At 64.6% G+C, this 16255-nt stretch carries 14 protein-coding genes; 3 read left to right on the top strand and 11 right to left on the bottom strand.

What is annotated here, in order from left to right; translation table 11 throughout:
• Positions 1-37: 37 nt before the first annotated feature.
• The 10 genes from EWM63_RS11150 to EWM63_RS11105 form a co-directional block, all read right to left on the bottom strand.
• On the bottom strand, positions 38-2488 hold the full coding sequence (locus EWM63_RS11150) for a TonB-dependent receptor plug domain-containing protein (protein WP_130186578.1): 2451 nt from the start codon (positions 2486-2488) through the stop codon (positions 38-40).
• 260 nt (positions 2489-2748) lie between these two features.
• On the bottom strand, positions 2749-3507 hold the full coding sequence (locus EWM63_RS11145) for a spermine/spermidine synthase domain-containing protein (RefSeq protein WP_130186577.1): 759 nt from the start codon (positions 3505-3507) through the stop codon (positions 2749-2751).
• Positions 3508-3656: 149 nt separating this feature from the next.
• Positions 3657-4145: an FxDxF family PEP-CTERM protein gene (locus tag EWM63_RS11140; protein ID WP_130186576.1), complete on the bottom strand. Its 489-nt coding sequence runs from the start codon at positions 4143-4145 to the stop codon at positions 3657-3659.
• 164 nt (positions 4146-4309) lie between these two features.
• The gene (locus EWM63_RS11135) at positions 4310-4846 is read right to left on the bottom strand and encodes an FxDxF family PEP-CTERM protein (RefSeq protein WP_130186575.1); all 537 of its coding nucleotides are present in this window, start codon (positions 4844-4846) and stop codon (positions 4310-4312) included.
• Positions 4847-4976: 130 nt separating this feature from the next.
• Positions 4977-6323 (bottom strand): sensor histidine kinase, encoded by a 1347-nt coding sequence (locus EWM63_RS11130; RefSeq protein WP_130190323.1) that lies wholly within the window; start codon positions 6321-6323, stop codon positions 4977-4979.
• A 62-nt stretch (positions 6324-6385) separates the two neighbouring features.
• Positions 6386-7735, bottom strand: a complete 1350-nt coding sequence (locus tag EWM63_RS11125) for a sigma-54-dependent transcriptional regulator (RefSeq protein WP_130186574.1) — start codon at positions 7733-7735, stop codon at positions 6386-6388.
• A gap of 21 nt (positions 7736-7756) precedes the next feature.
• On the bottom strand, positions 7757-8998 hold the full coding sequence (locus tag EWM63_RS11120; RefSeq protein WP_130186573.1) for an ABC transporter permease: 1242 nt from the start codon (positions 8996-8998) through the stop codon (positions 7757-7759).
• 10 nt (positions 8999-9008) lie between these two features.
• Entirely contained in the window at positions 9009-10319 is a 1311-nt protein-coding gene (locus tag EWM63_RS11115) for an ABC transporter permease (protein WP_130186572.1), read from the bottom strand.
• A gap of 9 nt (positions 10320-10328) precedes the next feature.
• Positions 10329-11021, bottom strand: a complete 693-nt coding sequence (locus EWM63_RS11110; protein WP_130186571.1) for an ABC transporter ATP-binding protein — start codon at positions 11019-11021, stop codon at positions 10329-10331.
• Positions 11022-11055: 34 nt separating this feature from the next.
• Positions 11056-12327 (bottom strand): efflux RND transporter periplasmic adaptor subunit, encoded by a 1272-nt coding sequence (locus tag EWM63_RS11105; RefSeq protein WP_130186570.1) that lies wholly within the window; start codon positions 12325-12327, stop codon positions 11056-11058.
• A gap of 259 nt (positions 12328-12586) precedes the next feature.
• Between EWM63_RS11105 and EWM63_RS11100 the strand changes: the two genes are divergently transcribed.
• On the top strand, positions 12587-12988 hold the full coding sequence (locus EWM63_RS11100; protein WP_130186569.1) for a DUF4148 domain-containing protein: 402 nt from the start codon (positions 12587-12589) through the stop codon (positions 12986-12988).
• 76 nt (positions 12989-13064) lie between these two features.
• Here EWM63_RS11100 and EWM63_RS11095 read toward each other — a convergent pair whose 3' ends face one another.
• The gene (locus EWM63_RS11095; protein WP_130186568.1) at positions 13065-14894 is read right to left on the bottom strand and encodes a phosphoethanolamine transferase; all 1830 of its coding nucleotides are present in this window, start codon (positions 14892-14894) and stop codon (positions 13065-13067) included.
• 324 nt (positions 14895-15218) lie between these two features.
• Between EWM63_RS11095 and rpsL the strand changes: the two genes are divergently transcribed.
• Both rpsL and rpsG read left to right on the top strand, forming a co-directional pair.
• Positions 15219-15602, top strand: a complete 384-nt coding sequence (rpsL, locus tag EWM63_RS11090) for a 30S ribosomal protein S12 (protein ID WP_130186567.1) — start codon at positions 15219-15221, stop codon at positions 15600-15602.
• A gap of 134 nt (positions 15603-15736) precedes the next feature.
• Positions 15737-16207 (top strand): 30S ribosomal protein S7, encoded by a 471-nt coding sequence (gene rpsG / locus EWM63_RS11085; protein ID WP_130186566.1) that lies wholly within the window; start codon positions 15737-15739, stop codon positions 16205-16207.
• Positions 16208-16255 lie beyond the last annotated feature (48 nt).

Below are 16255 nucleotides of genomic sequence, written 5' to 3'. Positions count from 1 at the left end.
TCGAGGGCCTGAACTCCGGTTCGCGTTGTGGGTTACGTCAGAACGCGTAGTCGGCGCGCACGTACATGGTGCGGCCATTGATGCCGAACGGGCAGGTTTCCCAGCAGCGCGTGAAGCCCAGTTGCGGGAACGGCGCGGCGCGGGTCTTGTCCCATTCCGTCGGGTAGGTGTCGAACACGTTGTTCACGCCCAGTTGCAGGCCGAGCTTCTTCGTGAAGTTGTAGCGCAGCGTCATGTCGGCGATCCACTTGCCTTCCCAGGTCTGGATGAAGCCGGGCGTGAAGCCCTGGCCCTGCACCTCGCCGTAGTAATTGGCGCGCACGTTGCCATTCCACTTGCCCATCGTGTAGTCGGCCGACAGCACATGGTGCTTGCGCGGCTGGCCATGCTCGATCAGCGTGACCTGCGACTCGTCGAACAGCTGTTCGCCGGTCAGGATTGACGACGTGGAGTGGCGACCGGTCACTTCCGTCTTGTTGAAGCCCAGCTGGCCGGACAGCACCAGCGTGGAACCCGGCCAGCGCGACGTGTGCTCGGCCACGATGTCGATGCCCCGCGTCTTCGTGTCGACGGCGTTCGTGAAGAACTGCGCCTGGCCCACTTTCAGCGGGGTCAGCACGTTGGCGATCGGGCCGCCGCCCGCTTCCGGGGCGATCGTGCTGGAGAACACGATGCGGTCCTTGATCTTGATCTGGTACACGTCCGCCGTCAGCGAGAAGTTCGGCACCGGGCGCAGCACCAGGCCGAAGCTGGCGTTGCGCGACGTTTCCTCTTTCAGCGGCGCGATGCCCAGCGCACGGGTCACGGGGCTGTTCTGCCGCGCGGTCAACGTCTCGGTCAGCACGCCTTCCGCGTTCAGGTTGGTCGACACGGAGCTGTAGAACGCCTGCTGCACGCCGGGCGCGCGGAAGCCGGACGAGAAGCTGCCGCGCACGCCAACCTGCTTGCTCGGGTCCCAGCGCGCCGTGACCTTGCCGGTCGTGGTGTTGCCGAAGTCCGAGTATTTCTCGTAGCGCACCGCGCCGGTGAGCAGCAGCGTGTCGAGCGCGCGCCATTCCACGTCGCCATACAGCGAGATATTGTGGCGGCCTTCGTCGACCTCGGTGGACGGTGTGTAGCCGGGGAAGCCCTGCGTGCCGGAAGCGGCCACGCTGCCGCTCGGCGTGAGGATCTGGATTGCCGGATTGTTCGTGCGGCCATACTGGTATGACACCGGATCGCCGGCCTCGATCTCGTAGCCGTCGCGCCGCCATTCGAAGCCGGTGGCGAAGAACACGCCCTTGGCGACCGGGCCTTTCAGGTCGGCGTTGAACGTGGTCTGGTTGAACTTCAGCGTGCCCGTATCCGCCTCGAGCGGCGACTCGCCGTAGATGCCGCCGCCGTTGGGGCGCGGTTCGTACCAGTAGCTGACGTTGATCGTGTTCTTTTCATGGAACGCCAGTTCGCTGCGGCCATGGTTGACCGAGACGTCGGCCTTCCACTCGTTCGGCAGGTCGAGCCGGTAGCCCACGGCCATGGACGCATCCTTGACGGTGGTGCGGATGTTCGGCAGGTAGCCATCGGGGTACACGGCCGTCACCGTGCGGTCGTCGCCCGCCGAACGGAAGAAGCCGGACGAGTCGCCCTTGCGTTTCGACGCGCCACCGAAGGCATAGAACTCGCCGCCGGGGCCTGCGGGCAGTGCCGCATTGACCCACAGGTAGGCGTCCTTCGAATCGCTGTCGCCGATACGCTGCGTGACGCGTGGCGGATCGGTGCGCGCGGTATCGAGGCCGGCACGGTTGGTCTCGTTGCGGCGGCGGCCTTCGACGGAAACGTTGATGTAGCCGCCGTCGGTGCCCAGTGCCCAGCCGCGGTTTACGCTGCCGGAAACCATGTCGCCGTCACCCTCGGAAGTGGTGCCGAACTGGCCGGAAACCTGGGTTTCGTTCACGTTCGATTTCAGCACGATGTTGATCACGCCGGCGATCGCATCGGAGCCGTATTGCGCGGCGGCGCCGTCGCGCAGCACTTCGATGTGGTGGATGGCGGATAGCGGGATCGCATTGATGTCGGTGCCGGCCGAACCGCGGCCCACCGTCTGCTGCACGTTCACCAGCGCCTGCTGGTGGCGGCGCTTGCCGTTGATCAGTACCAGCAGCTGGTCCGGGCCCAGCGAACGCAGCGTGGCCGGGCGGATGATGTCGGTGCCGTCGCTGATGAAGGTCGACGAGAAGTTGAACGACGGGTCGAGCGACTGCAGCAGCTTGCCCAGTTCCAGCGGGCCGGCGGTCTGCATGTCCTTCACGTTGATCAGGCCCACCGGCGCGGCGGTGTCGAGGGCGGTGCGGGCAGCCGAACGGGAGCCCAGCACGACCACGGTTTGCTGTTCGGCTTGCTGCGCGGCTGGCTGTGCGGCAGTGGTGGTGTCCGTCTGCGCGGCGGCGTGCGTGGCCAGCAGCAGTGCGGCGGTAGCGAGCACGGTGCGGCGGAAAGTATTCTGCTTCATGTGTCTTTTATCGTCTCTTGGTTGGATGGGTGTGAAGCATGCGTGGGGGTAGCCCGCACTGAGTCTAACCGCGCACGTAACAAAGTAGTAACGGGCTGTTGCGCCGAATGAACGTGTGGAAAATATTGCTCGATTTGTATCGGCTTTTGCCGTACCCTGTTGCCCCCAGCCAGGGGGAACGGTCGATTTCGCGGGCAACGCGAGGCATTTTTACGACAGGCACCATTCCAGCGCGCCTTGCACGCCCACCCGGCTGCGGGCTATTGCTGGTCCAGCATCCATTCCTTCAAGCCATCGACCCATTTTTTCGCCGGCAGGTTGAACGTTTTCCGGATCGCGCTGGCGCGTTCGTACAGGTCCGAAAAGTCCAGCACCGGCGCGTTCTTGAACGCGATCGCGACGATGTTGGCATCATGCACTTCCGGCAGCCACACCACGGCGTCGAATGCCAGCTCCATGTGCTGCAGGTTCCTGTCGTAATTGTCGAAATCGCCGAACACATTGGCCGTCATGATGCCGTGTTCGGTCAGGCAGTCGCTGCATGCCTGGTAGAACTCCGGTGAATCCAGCACCGGGCCACGCGCTTCTTCGTCGTACAGGTCCACCTGCAACACGTCGATGGCGCCGCGGTTGGCCGGGTCGTTGACGAAGTCGAGCGCATCCATCCGGCGCACGTCCAGCCGGGCATCGTTGGGTGGCAGCCCGAACATTGCCTCGCATATGGCAATCACGTTGGGATTGAGTTCCGCCGCCGAGACCCGCGCACCCGGAAAGCGCTGGTAACAAAACTTCGTCAAGGCGGCGCTGCCGAGGCCGAGCTGGGCGATATGGCGGGGATTTTTCAGGAACAGCATCCAGATCATCATCATCTGCACGTATTCAAGCTCGATGGCGTCCGGTTTCGACAGGCGCATCGCACCTTGCACCCATGAGGTGCCGAGGTGGAGCGAGCGTACGCCTTCGAATTCGGTGATGGTGGCTGGAGGATGGCCGGGCTGGTCGAAACGGGTCTTTTGCATTCCGGAAGTTTACCAGCGCACTCCCTGTTCGTGCGGGATACGAACCGCCACCCGCGTTTCGGTGCCGCCACTGCGTAAAAAGCTGTCACGGCGTAAACAAGAAAAGGCGCCGAAGCGCCTTTTCAATCATACGAGACTGCTAAACCAGATTACTGCTGCTTGCGGCGACGTGCGGCGAAGGCCAGAACAGCCAGGCCACCAGCCAGCATGCCGTAGGTTGCTGGTTCCGGAACAGCCGTCACGCTGAAGTTGCCGCCGTAGCTGGCAACTTGGCCCGTGACGGTGCCGCTGACGACCAGCGTCAGCGGGCCGGTGGTGGCTTGACCCAGGATCGCAGCGATCGACAGCGGACCAACGTCACCGTATGCTGGCACGGCCACGCCGTTCAGCGTCACTTCGGTGAACGTCAGGTCGCTGAAGGCGCTGGCGTTGTTGATCAGGCCAGCGAAGACCGTACCTGCACCGTCGAAGCCGGTGAAGGTGAAGGTATCGGTGAAGTCGCCCGACAGGTGAGTGGCGGCCAGGCCAGCGGAGTAGACATTCGGGCCACCGATCAGGTTGACGTTGAAGTCGTCAGCAAAAGCGGAACCGAATGCTGGCAGCAGTGCAGCTGCCACGGCGATGGATTTCAATTTCATGCTTACCTCGTCGAAGAGTTATTAACTATAGGAGTCGACAAGTTAAGCCAGCTTTAAGGTGTTGTCAATATTTTATTGTGTGCGTTACAATTGGCTACAAAAAAAGGCGCCAAAGCGCCTTTTTTGCTACTCATCAGTACCTGATCCGTACTTGATGAGTTCTTTTAGGCACTTTTAAGTGCAATTGAGAATTTTCGCCGGCTCATCCAGGCGAGCATGCCCAAGCCGCCCAGCAACATGCCGTAAGTACCTGGTTCGGGAATCGGGCTGATGTTGATCGTACCAGCAAAACTGGCCGACGCACCGCCCCCGAGCCCTGCTACCGTACCATAGACCGTCAGCACGAGGGGGCCAAGGATCGGCTCGTTGATCATCCACCCGTATTCGAATACACCGTTCGGCGTCAATGTCATGGCGTGGCCGTTGATCTCGGCCCAATGGAAATCGATGTCGGAAGACGGCTGGAAACCGATCTGCACGAGGCTCGAGTCGACGAACCAGGAACCACTGGTCGGCGAGAAGTTGAAGGTATCGATGAAGCTGCCCGCTTCGGTATGCGTGACGCCAAAGTGTGCGGACAGGGTACCGTCGCCGTTGCCGCCCAGGTTGACATTGGTGACCGTATCGTCGGCTTGGGCGGTACCCGCGACGGCCAGCGCCGCGGCCAGCGCGGCGGTGGGCAAGAACGATGAAAATTTCATGGTGGAATCCCCGAAAAATGCGGCCCCGCGGGCCGCGCAAGGACCACATTAGAACTGTCGGGCTCAGTTGCAAAAATTATATGTTTAATTTTTGATCAATTTCAAATCATTAAAAATAACGACGTACGACTCAAAGTTCGGGGCGGGCACCATCGGCCGGGTAGCTGGCCGGCAGCAGCAGTGTCACGGCCAGGCCGCCCCCGTCGCGGTTGGCCAGCGTGATGCGGCCGCCATGCGCTTCGGCGATCTCGCGCGCCAGCGCCAGCCCCAGGCCGGTGCCGCTGCGTTTGGTGGAATAAAAGGGCACGAGCGCATTCGCCAGGACCGTATCGCTCATGCCGGGGCCGCGGTCGCGCACTTCGATGCGCACGGTGTCGTGCAGGCGGCGGATGTCCAGTGTGACGTCACACGGCGGCGAACCTGATTCATGCGCGTTCTTCAACAGGTTCAGCAGCGCCTGCTCCAGTTGGGCGGCATCGAACGCTGCCGGCTCGAGAGGCGGCGCATCGGCCATCTGGAAACACACCTGCTCGGCAAGGCGGGCCACGAACGCGGGCCACGCGTAGGCCTGCCTGCGTGGCGCGGGCAGTTTGGCAAAGCGCGCATAACCCTGGATAAAGCCTTCCAGGTGGCGCGTGCGCTCCTCGATCGTGGCCAGGATCTGCGGCAACCGTTCGGTCTGGCCGCGCCGTACCAGTTCGGCACCGGAATGGGCGAGCGATGCCAGCGGGGCGAGCGAATTGTTCAGTTCATGGCTGATCACGCGGATCACCTTTTTCCACGTTTGCACTTCCTGGCGTCGCAATTCCAGCGTGAGCTGGCGCAGCAGCAGCAGCTCGTGGCGCCGGCCATTCAGGCTGAAGCGGCGGCGTGCCAGGTGGAAGACTTCCTCGTCTTCGCCTTCGCCGATCGTGAACAGGCCGTCGCCGCCGCGCACGACCGCTTCGCGCAGTGCCGCCTTCGATCGCCCGAGCAATTCATCGAGCCGGTGGCCTTCGAGCTTGCGGCCCCCGTTGAGCAGGTGCCGGGCTGCCACGTTGGCATACACGATCGGCCCCGCGTCGGCGACCAGCAGCATGGCCACCGGCGTGTTCTGCACCATCGTATCGAGCAGCAGTTCGCGCTGCACGAGATCGAGCCGCTGCTCGCGCAGCACTTCGCCCAGCGCATTGTGGGCGGCCACGAGTTCGCGCAGCTCGTCATCCTGCGGCCAGTGCAGGCTGAATGAAAAATCCCCATCGCGGTAGCTGGTGACGGTGCCGGCCAGCGCACGGTACAGCGACAGCATCGGTTTCAATTGCGCACGGATCGTGATGACCGACAGCGGCACCACGCATACCAGGCAGATGCCCAGCACGACCAGGGGCTGGCCCGGGAAATAATGGTCGAGCGCCAGCGCGATCCCGATGCCGACGGCCAGCAGCGTGCCGACCAGCGCGGACCAGCGGGTCAGCAGGGAGAGACGGAAGGCGGGCATCCTGGCGTCCGGCGTGGGCGGCGACGCGGGGGAGTGGCCGGCTTCCTCGCCGCCGGTGGCCATCAGGGTCGCGCGATGCCAAGCCGCTCCATGCGGCGGTACAGCGCTTGGCGCGACAGGCCCAGATCGGCGGCTGCTTGCGCCACGATGCCGTTGGCACGGGCCAGCGCCGCGCCGATCGCATCGCGGTCCGGTTCCTGTTCGGCGGCCGCACCAGGAGCGGGTGCAGGCGGGGCCGCGGGCAGGCCCAGGTCGGCGGCGCCGATGTCCGGCCCGGCGGACAACAGCCTGGCACGCGCCATCACATTCTTCAGTTCGCGCACATTGCCCGGCCACGGGTGTGCCAGCAGCGCCGCTTCCGCATCCGGCCGCAGCGCCTTGCCTGCGCCGAGGAAATGGCGCGCCAGCGGCAGGATGTCGTTCGGGCGGGCGGCCAGTGCCGGCAACTTCAGTTCGATCACGTTGAGGCGGTAATACAGGTCTTCGCGGAAGGTGCCGGCGCGGATCATCGCCGGCAGGTCGGCATTCGTGGCGCTGACGATGCGCACCCGTACCTGCCGCTCTCGGTTCGAGCCCAGGCGTTCGAAGCGGCCGGTTTCCAGCACCCGCAGCAATTTCATCTGGCCGGCCAGTGGCAGGTTGCCGATCTCGTCGAGAAACAGCGTGCCGCCGTCGGCCGCCTCGAACTTGCCCTCGCGCGCCTTCGAGGCACCGGTGTAGGCGCCCGCATCGGCGCCGAACAGTTCGGCCTCGATCAGTTCCGCCGGCAGCGCACCGCAATTGAGCACGACGAACGGGCCATCGGCCACGTGCGAGTTGGCCTGGATGATCTCGGCGATGCGTTCCTTGCCCGTGCCGTTCGGGCCGCTGACCAGCACCGGCACGTCGGCCCGCGCCACCTGGCATGCCAGGTGGATCACACGCTCGGTGGCCGGATCCTGCCACACGATGCCGCGCAGGTCGTGCTGTTCAAGCTCGCGCCGCTGCCGCAGCTCACCCTGCAGCCGCTGGCGCAGCGCCCGATTGGCCTGGCCCAGTTCCAGCAGGTTCTTGACGGTGGCGACCAGCCGACCGTCGTTCCATGGCTTGGCAAGGTAATCGGCGGCGCCGGCCTTGACCAGTTCCACCGCCGCATCGAGTTGCGTCCACGCGGTGAGCAGGATCACCGGCAGGTCCGGGTGGCGCCGGCGGATCGCCCGGAACAGCGCCGCGCCTTCCTCGCCGGACGTGGTGTCGGCGGTGAAGTTCATGTCCTGGATGACCAGGTCGATCGCGGCGGCGTTGCGCTCCAACACGGCCAGCCCTTCCTCGGGCGACGCCGCGCGCAGGGCGGCGATGTCGTGCAGGGAAAACAGCACTTCCAGCGCCATCGTGATGGCGGCATTGTCGTCGATGATCAGTACGGTCGGCATGGTAGCGTCAGCATAGCATCCCTATACGACCCCGCGGGTGGCCGTGGCCGGGGAAATGCTGGCCGCGCGCCAGGCCGGGCCGTACACGGCGCCGACGCCCAGTGCCAGGAAGATGGCAGCGCCGGCCAGCAAATAAGTGCCCGGCAGGCGCGCCAGTTCCAGGCTGCTCACGAGCAGGTGGTTCAGGGCCAGCGCGCCAAGCAGGCCTGCGGCCACGCCGGCACTGGTGATCATCACGTTCTCGGTGATGAAGTAGCGCAGGATGTCGACGCGCCGTGCACCCAGCGCGCGCCGCACGCCGATCTGCTTGCGGCGCTGGGTGACCCACAGGCTGGCCATGCCGACGATGCCGCTGGCCGTCACCAGCATCAGCAGCACGCTGACGGTGATCAGCATCCATGCCAGGCCACGGTCGGCCCGGTAGCGGTCCTGCCGGTCGCCTTCGAGTGTTTTTGCGCGCACGATGAGCTGGTTGCCGGCCGCCTTGCGCAGTGCCTCTTCGGCTTCCTTCATCACGCGGTCGCGCTGGCCCGGTTCGGCGCGCAGCGTGAACATCGCCCGGGGGACGCTGATGCGGCGGATCGGCTGGATGATCGACATCTCGCCCCGTTCGCCGACTTCGGCACCGGTCGACTGCAGCCGCTCGACGACGCCGACGACACGCGCCACCGACGCATCCTTGCCGGTACCGAAGTACGCGTTCCTGCCCACGTAGCCGGTGGCATCCGGCCACAACTTCTTCGCCAGCGCCTGGGTCAGGATGATGACATTCGTTTCGTATGCATCCTTGTTCGTGTCATAGTTGACGATCTCGGTCGGCAGGAAGTCGCGGCCCTCGACGAGTTTCAGTCCCCATGTCCTGACCAGTGAGTCGGGCGAGATATAGAACGCGGTACTGCTGGTGACCTTCAGTTGCGTGGGGCTGGCCGCCATGCCCGTGTTGTTGCCGGAACGGGACAGCGGCACCTGGTTCGTCTGCGCGACGGACAGCACGCCGGGCACCGCGCGCAGTATGTCGCGCTGTCGCTGCTGCGTGGCCAGCATCTCGTTGAACGTGCTTTCCGACTTCAGTTCGCTCACTTGCAGGTGGAAGATGTCCTGCTCCTGCACGACACCGGACAGGCGGCTCGATACGGCTTGCCGCTGGCTGACGATGTGCAGCGCATTGGCCAGGATCGCGAGGCTCAGCGCGACCTGGACGGCGACGAGGATCGGGCCGGTCTTGTTGCGCATTAGCGCGGACAGGATGGGGCGGAATTCCATGGCTGGCCTCTCATTGGGATTTCAGTTGAAGGGCGGGGGTGACCTGGCAGGCACGCCACGTCGGCAGCAGGCCTGCCAGCAGTGCGGCGGTGACGGCCATGGCGAACGTCGCCAGCAGCATCGTCCAGTCCATTCTCGCGACGATGGCCAGTTCCTTCGACTGCAGCGAGATCAGGAACAGCGCGCCGACCGCAAGGAGCAGTCCCAGGACGCCTCCGGCCAGGCCGATGACGCCTGTTTCGACCAGGAACTGGCGGAAAATCTCGCCGCGCGAAGCGCCCAGCGCGCGGCGCACGCCGACTTCCGGCGCCCGCACGGAAAATTTCGCCAGCAGCAGGCCGATCGTGTTCACGAGGCACAGGACCAGGAAGCCGAACGCCAGCCAGGCCGACAGCTTGTTGTCGTTGCCGACGACTTTCAGGTGCTCCAGCCACTCGGTCAGGTTGTACAGCGCGTTCGGCGCATTGCGTTGCATGCGGCCCAGTTTGCGCTGTTCGGCCGCGTAGCCGTCGATCCAGTCCTGCAATGCCTCCCGGTCGGCGGCGGAGCGCAGCTCGAACCAGAATTGCAGCCATGTGCATTCCGAATCGAGGAAAGACTGGTAGCCGGCCGGTACGTTGCTGGTGCAGTTCGTGCTACCCCAGTTGTTCCATTCATGGCGGACGGCCAGGGACAGCGGAATGAAGAACTCGTCATTCTGGTCGAAGGGGCCCATGCCGACGATGCGGTGGAAGCGCGGCACCGGGTCCCATGTGTCGATGACCCCCGTCACGAAAAGGTCGAAGCCGTTGTAGCGCAGCCGCTTGCCGACCGGGTTCGCGTTCCCGTACAACTTTTCGGACAATGCGCGTGTCAGCACGATGACGTCGGCACCGGCCTTGTCGTCCGCCTCGCTCCATGCCTGGCCATACACGAACGGGATGTCGAACATCGCAAAGAAATCCCGCGTCGGGCCGCCCCCCGTGACATTGAAGGGCGCCAGGTCCTTGCGGTCGGGCTGCAGCGCGCCGCCCACGCCCATCATCGCCGTGCGACGGTCGCCCTGGCCGCTGGCCAGCAGGTTCATCGCGTCGCGGTAGGACACCTGGTCGTCATTTGGCTCGTCGCCGGGGGAATAGTCCTCCTTGGGGCCATTGTTGAAGACCGGGGCGATCAGCCGCTCGCTCTTGTGCGGCATCGGGTTGCCGGACATGACGTGCAGGATCGTCAGCGTCGAGACGCTGGCCGCCACGCCGATGGCCAGCGTGAGCACCATTAGTGCCGTCAGCGCGGGGTTGCGGCGCAGGTTGCGCAGGCCCAGCTTGAAGTAATACGTGAACATGGCCGCTCCTTACGCCGCCAGCGTGGGCGACTTGCGCACCAGATCCGACACCTGGCCGTCGATGATGTGCACGTTGCGCTGCGAGCGCGTGGCCAGTTCGGGGTCGTGCGTGACCATCAGGATCGTGGTGCCCTGGGCATTGATGTCTTCGAGCAGCTCCATCACGCCGCGCGCCATCTGCGTGTCGAGGTTGCCGGTCGGTTCGTCCGCCAGCAGCAGCTTCGGCGTGCCGGCCAGCGCGCGGGCGATGGCCACGCGCTGCTGCTGGCCGCCCGAGAGCTCGGCCGGATAGTGCTGCATGCGCGATGCCAGGCCCACCTTGGCCAGCGCATCCTCGATGCGCTCCTTGCGTTCGGCCGCGTTGAAGCCGCGATAGCGCAGCGGCACGTCCACGTTGTCGAACAGCGACAGGTCGGGGATCAGGTTGAAGCCCTGGAAGATGAAGCCCAGTTTCTCGTTGCGCAGCCTGGAGCGGGCATTGTCGTCCAGGCCCTTCACGTTGACGCCATCGAGGATGTATTCGCCGGCCGTGAATTCCTCCAGCAGGCCGGCGATGTTCAGGAAGCTCGTCTTGCCCGAGCCGGAGGGGCCGGTGACGGTGACGAATTCGCCCTGTTTCACATGAATCTCGAAGCCGCGCAGCGCGTGCGTTTCGATCATGTGGGTGCGATAGACTTTGCTCAGGTTTTGCATGCGCAGCATGGCGGCCTCTTTCCAGGAGTGATGGGACGGACGGTCAGCGGTTGATGGCGACGCGCGTGGCGTTCTCGAATGTTTCGGTACCGGCGACAACGACCTTGTCGCCCAGTTTCAGGCCGGAAAGGATCTCGACGGCATTGATGCTGGTGGCCCCCATGCGGATCGGCGTGCGCACGGCCACGCCATCCTGCACCAGGTAGGCATGGCGGCCACCTTCCGATTCCACGAAGGAGCCACGCGGCAGCAACAGCACGTTCGATTTTTCGTCGATCAGCAGGCGCGCCTGCACGCGCTGGCTCTGGCGCAGGCCGTCCGGCTGCGTGCCCTCGAAGCGCACGCGCGCCAACACCTGGTTCTTCACCACTTCGGGAGACAGGGCCGACAGCTTGCCGATGGCGGTGGCGCCGTTGACGGTGATCTCGGCGCGCATGCCCAGGCTTAGGTCGTTCACATAGGTTTCCGGCACTTCGAGTTCCACCTCGAGCGCGGACAGGTCCACCAGCGTCATCAGCGGCGTGTTGGCCTGCACCACGCTGCGGTTGGCCACGTTCAGCGTGCCCACGAAACCATCCACGGGCGCGCGCACGGTCAGCTCGTCGACGCGGCGCTGTGCATTCGCCATCACCAGCTTCTGGCGTTCCAGCTGGGCGCTCTTGGTGCGCAGCGCCAGGTCGACGTCATCCTTTTCCAGCGTCGACGCCTGGATCGCATGCCGGGCGCGGATCTCGGCGGCGCGCAGTGCATCCCTGGCTTTCTGGTAGTCGATCTTGGCGACCACGCCTTCGTTGGCCACGCCGTCGTAACGCTCCAGCGTGCGCTGTGCCGACAGGCGGTCGATCTCGGCGGTATCGGCATCGCGCTGCGCCAGCAGCTTCTGCTTGCGCGCCAGGATCTGCTGGCGCGCCACCTCGGCCGCCAGCTCCTGGTAGCTCGATTGTTCCTTTTTCAGTTCGTCGGCCAGGTCGGGCGATTCCAGCACGGCCAGCACGTCGCCCCGTTTCACGGTGTCGCCGGCGCGCACCTTCAGCGTGACGGTGGAGGAGGGCGCCGTCGAATACAGCGTGGGGCTGACGGCGGCCACGATGCGGCCATTGACGGCCGCGTCGCGCACCAGCGTGCCACGCGTGACCTCGGCGATGCGTAACCGCGCCGCGCTGACCGAATGTTCGCTGGCCGACCAGTTGGCGAAGGCCGCAGCGAATGCCGCAGCGATGGCCGCGCCACCGGCAGCGAGCAGCGCGCGGCGTTTCCACGGCCGGCCGGGCGGCGTGGCGATGGCGGTGTCCTGGTGAGAGGTGTCGCGAATCATGGTGTCAGTGGTCAGTGGTTGTCGCGGTAGTGATATGCAGGAAGCGTGCCATTCGCTAAGTGCTTGAATCGACTGGCCGGGGCCGGGTTTGTCCGGTGTCCGCAGGCGTCCGCGGGCGTCCACGCGGGCGCCATGTGTATCACCGTGTATCCGTGCGGCCGGCGATACGCGGCCTTACACCCGGGCAGGGATGTGGACATATGCGCCATACATGCGGGCGGTCTAATGAACCCATCGCAACCAACCACGAGAGCCCACGATGAACACGACGAACAACACGAACACGAAGAACCTGATCGGCGCGCTGCTGCTGGCCGTTTCCGCCATCGCTTCCGGCGCCGCCGGCGCCGAAGGCCTGACCCGCGAGCAGGTGCGCGCCGAAGTGCTGGCGGCCCGGGCCGCGGGCACGCTGTCCAGCGGCGGGGAAGGCTACCAGGCCATCGACCATGCCTTCCTGTCCACACGCAGCCGCGCCGACGTGAAGGCCGACCTCGCGGCCGCCCATGCCGCCGGCACGCTGTACGCGGGCGAAGCCTATCCGGGCCCGTTCCCCGAGGCGAAGCCGGTTGCCCGCGCGGCGGTGCGCGCGGAACTGGGGGCGGCACGCGCAGCCGGCACGCTGGTCGACGGCGATACCTATCCGGTGGCTGCGATGTACTGAGGCGGCGCCACGGCAATGCGCGCCGCCCCCGGAAGGGCGACGCGCGGGCGTTCGGCGGCGGACCTGCCGCTGGCCGCTAATGCCTGGCCGGCTTTTTCGGCTTCTTCGCGATGACTTCGCGGCAATCGCCCTTCAGCGTGGCATTGTCGTAATCCGTCCAGCCATAGCTGTCGACCCAGCGCGTGTGGCGCTTGAAGTCGGGCGACAGGAAGCTCCAATCGCGGCGGTCGCCCGGATAGCGGATGTCGGCCATGTCGAGCAGCGTGTGGAACATGTTCTCGGTGGCCAGTTTCGCCTTGCGGTGCCGGTGCAGCTCGCGCACCTTGGCCGGGTAGCGGTCGCCATACTGAGCGGAATACCACATGAAGGCAGGCACGCGGAACTCATGCTGCGTGTTGTGGCCGTGGAAGGCCAGGCGGCAGGTGCCGTCGTACAGCGTCTGGCCATGGTCGGCCACGTACAGCAGCGCGCTGGGATGCGCCGCGCCTTTCAGGCGGCCCAGCAACTGGGCGAGGAACCAGTCCGTGTACAGGATCGTGTTGTCATAACTGTTGTTCAGGCGTTCCTTGATCGCGATATCGGTGTACACGGGCTTGTCGATGCCGAACAGCGACGGGTGCCAGCGGTCGAACGATTGCGGGTGGCGCTGGCTGTAGTTCCAGTGGCTGCCCAGCGTGTGCAGCACGATCAGCTTCTTCGGCGCGGGATCGGCCATGGCCACGCGCAGCGGCTCGAACAGCACTTCGTCGAGGTTCGATTTGTCGGAGAAGCCGCCCAGGTTGGTGAATTGCACCACGTCCGCCTCGCGGGCGAACACGGACACGGGCGTGTCGAACTTGCCGAACGAGATCTGGTTCGACAGCCACCATGTGCGGAAACCCGCTTCCTTGTAAGCGGTGATGAAGGATTTTTCATTGAAGCCATCTTTCAGGCTCTGCCTCGCCGGCTTCCTGGAAATGATGACTGGTACCGACAGGCGCGTGGCCGACACCGCGGTGATCACGTCGGGCAGCGCCACCAGGTTGGTTTCCCGCGCCAGCAGCGGATTGGTATCGCGCTGGTACCCGAACAGGCGCCAGCGGTCCTGGCGCGACGATTCGCCGATCACGAGCACGATCGTTTCCGGCACGTCGTCGGGCGCGCCCTGGTCGGCGCCGAACTTGAAATGGCGGCTCGTTTCGTTCAGCTGGGCCAGGTAGCGCCGCTCGCGGTAGAAATCGATGCCGCGCGCGGCCAGCCCGAATGGCCAGGAATCGATGAAGGCGCCGAAGTGCACGGGCGGGCGGGCCCAGGCCGGCAGCGGTGCGAGCGGCCATCCGGTGACGTGGGCGCCACGGGCGGTTCCTGCCGACACCGAGGCCGTGGCGCTGGCAGACGCGGCTGGCGGCTTGCCCGCGCCGAATTCCCAGGCATAGGCGGCAACGAGGGCGAAGCTGCCCAGCAGGCCCAGCGCCACCCAGCGCGACGGTCCCTGCCAGTCCAGGCCGCGCGTGAGCCGGGCCGCGCGGAACGTCATTACCCACCAGGCCGCCACGAACACCATCACGGCCAGCATCGTCCACACCTTGTTCCCGAGGAATTCGAGCGCCTCGACGGGGCTGGTCTCGGCCAGGATACCAAGGTGGTGCGTCGAGATCCCCTGGCCATAGAAGACCAGCAGGTAGAGTTCGGTAGGCAGCGCCATGAAGGCGGGAATCAGCAGCCAGTGAAAGTAGGCGGGCCGCTTGAACACCGCCCATACGGCGGTCCATGCGGCAATCTCGATGCCCAGGATCTGCCAGCCGCCGGCGACGGGATTGTCGAGCAGTACACGGATCCATGGCACCAGCGACAGCGCCAGGTAGCTGAGCAGGATGAACAGGTGGGCCGGGCGCGGGTACCGGAATTCGAATGGCAACGATGGCATGCGGCGGTGATCGGGAAGGGCGCGACAGGGCAGGTGGCGGGAAGGGCGCTATTATGCGGGCAATTTCACACGCCGGGCAGCCATTGCCTTGCCTAATTGGTTTGCAAATTGGTTGACTGGGCCTTGAGCTCCGTCTATACTCGCGAGTTCTCAATTTAGTCTGCACCTCGTATACGCCTTTTTCAGGCCGCCTTTCGACAAGGTGGCTGTTCGCGTCCCTGCGGTTTCGACTCTGGAGACTGGTTTTAGCCCCCGGGAGCACGATTCATCTGTGATTCGGCTGCCCGGGTTGTCAATAGCAGTAATTTTGTTGGATTTAGAACGATGCCAACCATCAATCAATTGATTCGCAACCCACGTACCGCACTGGTCGTGAAGAGCAAATCGCCGGCACTTGAAAACTGCCCGCAAAAGCGTGGCGTGTGCACCCGCGTGTACACCACCACTCCGAAGAAGCCTAACTCGGCACTGCGTAAAGTCGCCAAGGTGCGCCTGACCAACGGTTTCGAAGTCATTTCGTACATCGGCGGTGAAGGCCACAACCTGCAGGAACACAGTGTCGTGCTGCTGCGCGGCGGCCGTGTGAAAGACTTGCCGGGTGTGCGTTACCACATGGTTCGCGGCTCGCTGGATACCCAGGGCGTCAAGGATCGTAAGCAGGCTCGTTCGAAGTACGGTGCCAAGCGCGCCAAGGCAGCCAAGAAGTAATTTTCTTGCACTAAGTCATACTTAGTCGCATACACAATGAGTTGAGGCGGTCGCGAGACCGAGTAAGTGTGAGGCCATGATGGCCCACGCGAGTGCCGATCGAGGCACTCAACTGAAGACAGGAAGGAATAGACATGCCACGTCGTCGTGAAGTACCCAAGCGCGAAATTCTGCCGGATCCAAAGTTCGGCAACACCGAAGTCGCCAAATTCGTCAATGTTCTGATGCTGTCCGGCAAGAAGTCGGTCGCAGAAAACATCATCTACGGTGCATTCGACCATATCCAGCAAAAATCCGGCAAGGATCCGCTGGAAGTGTTCACCGCAGCAATCAACAACGCCAAGCCGATGGTTGAAGTGAAGTCCCGCCGTGTCGGCGGTGCCAACTACCAGGTGCCGGTTGAAGTGCGCCCAGTGCGCCGCCTGGCCCTGTCCATGCGTTGGCTGCGTGAAGCTGCAAACAAGCGCAGCGAAAAATCCATGCCGCAACGCCTCGGTGGCGAGCTGCTGGAAGCTGCGGAAGGTCGCGGCGGCGCAATGAAGCGTCGTGACGAAGTGCACCGTATGGCTGAAGCGAACAAGGCGTTCTCGCACTTCCGCTTCTAAACACTCCGGCCGGCAAGACCGGCCTTTGTTCAAGCCGGGCGCATTTTT

This window comes from Pseudoduganella lutea (assembly GCF_004209755.1).
GTDB classification, from domain to species: Bacteria; Pseudomonadota; Gammaproteobacteria; order Burkholderiales; family Burkholderiaceae_D; genus Rugamonas; species Rugamonas lutea.
This window is presented reverse-complemented; position numbering and strand designations above follow the sequence as displayed.

Bases quoted from the DNA above. Each gene is read 5' to 3' on its own strand.
- EWM63_RS11150 (WP_130186578.1), bottom strand. From the start codon at position 2,488: ATGAAGCAGAATACTTTCCGCCGCACCGTGCTCGCTACCGCCGCACTG.
- EWM63_RS11145 (WP_130186577.1), bottom strand. From the start codon at position 3,507: ATGCAAAAGACCCGTTTCGACCAGCCCGGCCATCCTCCAGCCACCATC.
- EWM63_RS11140 (WP_130186576.1), bottom strand. From the start codon at position 4,145: ATGAAATTGAAATCCATCGCCGTGGCAGCTGCACTGCTGCCAGCATTC.
- EWM63_RS11135 (WP_130186575.1), bottom strand. From the start codon at position 4,846: ATGAAATTTTCATCGTTCTTGCCCACCGCCGCGCTGGCCGCGGCGCTG.
- EWM63_RS11130 (WP_130190323.1), bottom strand. From the start codon at position 6,323: ATGCCCGCCTTCCGTCTCTCCCTGCTGACCCGCTGGTCCGCGCTGGTC.
- EWM63_RS11125 (WP_130186574.1), bottom strand. From the start codon at position 7,735: ATGCCGACCGTACTGATCATCGACGACAATGCCGCCATCACGATGGCG.
- EWM63_RS11120 (WP_130186573.1), bottom strand. From the start codon at position 8,998: ATGGAATTCCGCCCCATCCTGTCCGCGCTAATGCGCAACAAGACCGGC.
- EWM63_RS11115 (WP_130186572.1), bottom strand. From the start codon at position 10,319: ATGTTCACGTATTACTTCAAGCTGGGCCTGCGCAACCTGCGCCGCAAC.
- EWM63_RS11110 (WP_130186571.1), bottom strand. From the start codon at position 11,021: ATGCTGCGCATGCAAAACCTGAGCAAAGTCTATCGCACCCACATGATC.
- EWM63_RS11105 (WP_130186570.1), bottom strand. From the start codon at position 12,327: ATGATTCGCGACACCTCTCACCAGGACACCGCCATCGCCACGCCGCCC.
- EWM63_RS11100 (WP_130186569.1), top strand. From the start codon at position 12,587: ATGAACACGACGAACAACACGAACACGAAGAACCTGATCGGCGCGCTG.
- EWM63_RS11095 (WP_130186568.1), bottom strand. From the start codon at position 14,894: ATGCCATCGTTGCCATTCGAATTCCGGTACCCGCGCCCGGCCCACCTG.
- rpsL (WP_130186567.1), top strand. From the start codon at position 15,219: ATGCCAACCATCAATCAATTGATTCGCAACCCACGTACCGCACTGGTC.
- rpsG (WP_130186566.1), top strand. From the start codon at position 15,737: ATGCCACGTCGTCGTGAAGTACCCAAGCGCGAAATTCTGCCGGATCCA.